The 444-nt window shown below is 30.6% G+C and carries 1 pseudogene; it reads right to left on the bottom strand.

Going from position 1 to position 444, the window contains the following annotated elements:
* A pseudogene (locus ACYUE0_RS17845) lies at positions 1 to 214 on the bottom strand (hypothetical protein); the annotation flags it as partial.
* Between the last annotated feature and the right edge of the window lie 230 nt (positions 215 to 444).

Raw genomic sequence — 444 nt, 5'->3', positions numbered from 1 at the left:
GGTCTGCTTCAAGAACATTTGTCTCATATCCATAAACAGGATCTACCTTTGGTCCTTTTGGATTTACCATCTTCCTAATCTCATTATTTGGTGTCTTCTTTCTAAGACTACTATATTCTGATTTTGTTATAGGGCTACCAGCCCCCTTAGCACTTCCCATGCTACAAGTATTATGAACAAGTACTTCAGCATCTGAAACAAAGTAAGTATGCCAATTAGAAACTTCAAAGTTATATACCTTTACTGGTTTATTTAACTTTTCTTTATAACTATTATCTTATAAATATTTATGTATTTCTAAACCTAGTAATTCAATTAGTCCTTACCACATTCTATTATAATGTTCTCATCCATTACAAATTTCATGGTTATCAACTTACATATCTATTCTATCCTTATTTTAATCATTCCTAAAGGCATTAATGTTAATTACCTAGGATCTTC

The sequence above is a fragment of the Clostridium sp. CTA-19 genome (assembly GCF_054767855.1).
Note: the sequence above shows the minus strand (reverse complement) of the source record. Positions and strands in the feature narration are given on the sequence as shown.